General features: G+C 69.3%; 4 protein-coding genes. All 4 read right to left on the bottom strand.

The window, feature by feature from the left end; genetic code table 11:
- Positions 1 to 915 (bottom strand): acetylornithine deacetylase (gene argE / locus CKO28_RS26855; protein WP_200344440.1); only part of this gene is annotated, 915 nt, incomplete at its 3' end.
- A gap of 283 nt (positions 916 to 1,198) precedes the next feature.
- The gene (locus CKO28_RS26850) at positions 1,199 to 2,644 is read right to left on the bottom strand and encodes a TrkH family potassium uptake protein (protein ID WP_200344438.1); all 1,446 of its coding nucleotides are present in this window, start codon (positions 2,642 to 2,644) and stop codon (positions 1,199 to 1,201) included.
- Between the two features lie 178 nt (positions 2,645 to 2,822).
- A complete protein-coding gene (gene folE / locus CKO28_RS26845) occupies positions 2,823 to 3,410 on the bottom strand; it encodes a GTP cyclohydrolase I FolE (protein ID WP_338050256.1) in 588 nt (195 codons plus the stop codon).
- Between the two features lie 234 nt (positions 3,411 to 3,644).
- Positions 3,645 to 4,037, bottom strand: a complete 393-nt coding sequence (gene apaG, locus CKO28_RS26840) for a Co2+/Mg2+ efflux facilitator ApaG/CorD (protein WP_200344442.1) — start codon at positions 4,035 to 4,037, stop codon at positions 3,645 to 3,647.
- Between the last annotated feature and the right edge of the window lie 314 nt (positions 4,038 to 4,351).

Here is a 4,351-nt window from a genome sequence, read left to right as displayed (position 1 = left end):
GTGCTGGACGGTCTCGATCGCCGCCTCGGGCGCGCTGGCCTGCAGGCGCGGCAGCACGGTCTCCCAGGCGAACCGGTCGAGGCCGCGGGCGTAGGCGTCGCGGTCCTCGCCCGGCAGGGTGCGGCATTCCCAGGCGAAGCGGCAGCGGCCGGGGACGATGTTGAGCGCGTGCCCGCCCTGGATCGTCCCGACCGAGACGGTCGCATGGGGCGGGGTGAACGGCCCGTCGGCCGGCGCGGTCTCGCGCGCGCGGTCGGCCAGGCGCTGCAGCTCGGCGATCAGCGACCCAGCGGCCATGATCGCGTTGGCGCCCAGCTGGGTCTGGCTGGAGTGGGTCTCCTTGCCGGTGACCGTGGTCTCGTAGCCGTTGATGCCCTTGTGCGCGACCACCAGCCGCATCTCCGTCGGCTCGCCCACGATCACGCCCCGCGGCGGCGCGATTGCCCCCTCGGCCAGCTGGCGCACCATGTCGACGCAGCCGAGGCAGCCGACCTCCTCGTCGTAGGAGATCGCGAGGTGGACCGGCCGCGCGAGGCCGGCGGCCGCGAACTCCGGCACCAGCGAGAGCGCGCAGGCGAGGAAGCCCTTCATGTCGCTGGTGCCGCGGCCGTACAGGCGGCTGCCGCGCTCGGTCAGGGTGAACGGGTCGCTCGCCCAGGTCTGATGCGCGGTCGGCACCACGTCGGCGTGCCCGGAGAGCACCACCCCGCCTTCGACGTTGGGGCCGATGGTGGCGTACAGGCTGGCCTTGGTGCCGTCGTCGTTGGGCACCCGCGTGGACGGGATCCCGTGGGCGGCCAGGTAGTCCTCGACGAACGCGATCAGCGCCAGGTTGGAGGTGTGCGAAACCGTGTCGAAGCCGACCAGCTCCGCCAGCATCTCCTTCGCCGTGTAGCGCGGGCCGTGGGTGCTCATGCGATCCGGGGTACGACGCTTGGCCGGCGGTGTCGAGGGATTTGGGGTCACCACCAAGACACCAAGACACCAAGGTTGTTTTGGGCACCACAGATAGCACAGAGGTCACGGAGGTGAGCGACGCGGGCTATTGCGCCTGCCGGCCCGAGAGCGGGTCGGGTCGGTCGAGCGAATGGATAGCGCGCTTCGCGCGCAGCAAGCCTGCTCCGTGTCCTCCGTGCCCGCTGTGGTGAAACCAGCCTCTTGGTGCCTTGGTGTCTTCGTGGTGACCCGTTTCCCCGGCTCAGCCCTTCCAGAAGCTGGGGGCGAACATCACCAGGACGGTGAACAGCTCGAGCCGGCCCAGCAGCATGCCGAAGGAGAGCAGCCACTTCGCCGCGTCGGGCAGGCTGGTGAAGGTGCCGGCCGGGCCGATCACCGGGCCCAGGCCGGGGCCGACGTTGGAGATCGCGGTCGCCGCCCCGGAGACGGCGGTGATGAAGTCCAGCCCCATCAGCCCCAGACACAGCGCCAGCACGGCGAAACTGAGCGTGTAGACGAAGAAGAAGCCCATCACCGACTGCGCCACCTGATCCGGGATCGGGCGGTTGTTGTAGTACGGGATGAACACGCCGTTCGGCTGCATCAGCCGGCGGATCTGCACCCGCGCCTCGGCGTAGACGATCTGGAAGCGGAAGATCTTGATGCCGCAGGTGGTCGACCCGGCGCAGCCGCCGATGAACATCAGGATGAACATCAGCACCACCGCGAACCCGCCCCACTGGCCGAAGTCCGCGCTGGCGTAGCCGGTCCCGGTCATCACCGAGATCACGTTGAAGGCGCCGTGGCGCGCGGCGTCGGCGGTGGCGTACACGCCTTTATAGGTCAGGAAGGCCGCGGTGATCGCCGCCGCGGTGACCAGGATGGCCAGCAGCCAGCGCACCTGGCCGTCGCGCAGCATCGCCAGCGGATTGCCGCGGACCGCGCGCAGGTAAAGCACGAACGGCACCGAGCCCGCGATCATGATCAGGCTGGCCGCCCAGTGGATGCCGGGGGTGTCCCAGTAGGAGAAGCTGGCGTCGCGGGTGGAGAAGCCGCCGGTCGCGATCGAGGTCATGGCATGCGCGATCGCGTCGAACCCGGTCATGCCGAGGATGTAGTACAGCACCGCCGCGAACACGGTCAGCAGCAGGTAGATCCCGGCGATCGCCGCGGCGACCTGGGCGGCGCGCGGCAGTACCTTGTCGGCGTCGAACGCCTCCACCCGGAACAGCTGCATGCCGCCCACGCGCAGGATCGGCAGGATCGCGATCGCCATCACGACGATACCGATGCCGCCCAGCCATTGCAGCATCGACCGCCAGATCAGGATGCCCGGCGGCGCGTTGTCGAGCCCGACGATCACGGTCGAGCCGGTGGTGGTGATCCCCGACATGGACTCGAAGAACGCATCGGTCATCGACAGGTCGAGTTCGGAGAACGCCAGCGGCAGCGCGCCGAACAGCGCGATCGTCGCCCACGCGCCGGTGGTCATCACGAACGCCTGGCGGATGTTGAAGCTGGCCCAGCCGGTGCGCGTGGTCAGGATCATCGAAACGCCGACGAACACCGTCACGGCCGCGGAGGCGACGAACACCTCCCAGTCGCGGTGGCCCAGCACAAGGTCGACCGCCGCCGGCACCAGCATCGCCGCCGCCAGGATCGACAGCAGCACTCCGATCACGAACGCCACCGGCCGCAGATCGATCATGGGTGGCGATCCTGATTCTGGAAGTCGCCCAACTGACCCCCCTCCTCCACCTGGGAGGAGGGGCTAGGGGAGGAGGTTGCCCGCGGCATGCGCCCTGCAAGCCGCCTCTCCCTAACCCTCTCCTCCCAGGTGGAGGAGAGGGGACACTCTGCTGCGGCGGAGAGGGCGGACACCGCGCTCACCCGTGATGCAGCCCGCCGCTGTGGCCGATCAGGGCCAGGAACTCGCGCCGGGTGGCGTCGGAATTGCGGAACATGCCCAGCATCCGGCTGGTGACCATGGTGGTGCCGGGCTTCTGCACGCCGCGGGTGGTCATGCACTGGTGCTCCGCCTCGATCACCACGGCGACCCCCTTGGGCTCAAGCACGTCCTGGATGGCGTTGGCCACCTGGGCGGTCATCTTCTCCTGGATCTGCAGGCGCTTGGCGTAGGCGTCGACGACCCGCGCCAGCTTGGAAATGCCGACCACGCGCCGGTCGGGCATGTAGGCGACGTGCGCGCGGCCCAGGATCGGGGTCATGTGGTGCTCGCAGTGGCTGGTCACGCGCACGTCGCGCAGCACCACCATCTCGTCGTAGCCCTCGACCTCGGCGAAGGTGCGTTGCAGGATCTCCAGCGGATCCTGGCCGTAGCCGACGAAGAAGTCCTCGTAGGCGCGCGCGACCCGGGCGGGCGTGTCGATCAGCCCCTCGCGCGCCGGATCGTCGCCGGCCCAGCGCAACAGCGTGTCGACCGCCGCCTCGGCTTCCGAACGGGTCGGGCGCACCGCGCCGGTGGCGTTGCGGGGCCCGCGATCGTCCGCGCGCGGGGCGGGCGCGCCGTCGTCGCCGGTTGGACGCGGCCGGGCGGGGTCGGAGGTCTGGTCGCTCACAGCTTTGCCTGCGCAGTCCGTCGATGGGCCTGTGGTCTGCCGTCCGAAGGCCCCGGCAGGGGGCGCGCGGCGGGCCGGAACCGGACCGGTCGAGACGTGCCGAACGCCGCGCCGGCCGGCCCCTGGGGGCTAGTTCAGTTGCACGGGCTGGTGCGGGCTGTCCAGGGAAAACGCGGGGATTTCGACGTCGAAACGTTCGCCGCTCCGGGTCTCCATCTCGTACGTTCCGACCATGATTCCCGACGGCGTGCCGAGCGGCGTGCCGCTGGTGTATTCGAAGCTCTCGCCCGGATCCAGCACCGGCTGCTCGCCAACCACGCCGGAGCCGCGGACCTCCTGGATCTGGCCGTTGGCGTCGGTGATCCGCCAGTACCGGTTGATCAGCTGGACGGTCGCCTCGCCGACGTTCTCGATCTTCACGTGGTAGGCCCAGACGTAGTGATCGTCGGACGGCGACGACTGATCGTCCAGGTAATAGGGCTCCACGGTGATGCGGATGTCCTGCGAGGTGTGGCTAGACATCGTATCCATCGGGCGTATCGGTGGTCCGGGTCGGGTCGTTGGGCGCGCGTCGCGCGGCTCGGAGTCGGGGGCCGGCGCGTTCGCACGCCGAGCGCCCGGGGGTGGCCCAGGGCGAGCTGTCCGCATGTCGTCGACCGCGCACATATAAGGTGCCAAGGCCGGCTTGTCCAAGGATGGGGACCGGCCCCAGCAGATCTAAATGCAATTGAGTCGCACTTGCGCGTCTAGGTTGGGGTGCGACATATCGAATCGATCCGACAGGGAGGCCTTGGCGGCGCCAAATAACCCAGATTCTCTGCACGTATGCAGGTACT

The sequence above is a fragment of the Rhodovibrio sodomensis genome, assembly GCF_016583645.1.
Classification (GTDB): Bacteria; Pseudomonadota; Alphaproteobacteria; order Kiloniellales; family Rhodovibrionaceae; genus Rhodovibrio; species Rhodovibrio sodomensis.
This window is presented reverse-complemented; position numbering and strand designations above follow the sequence as displayed.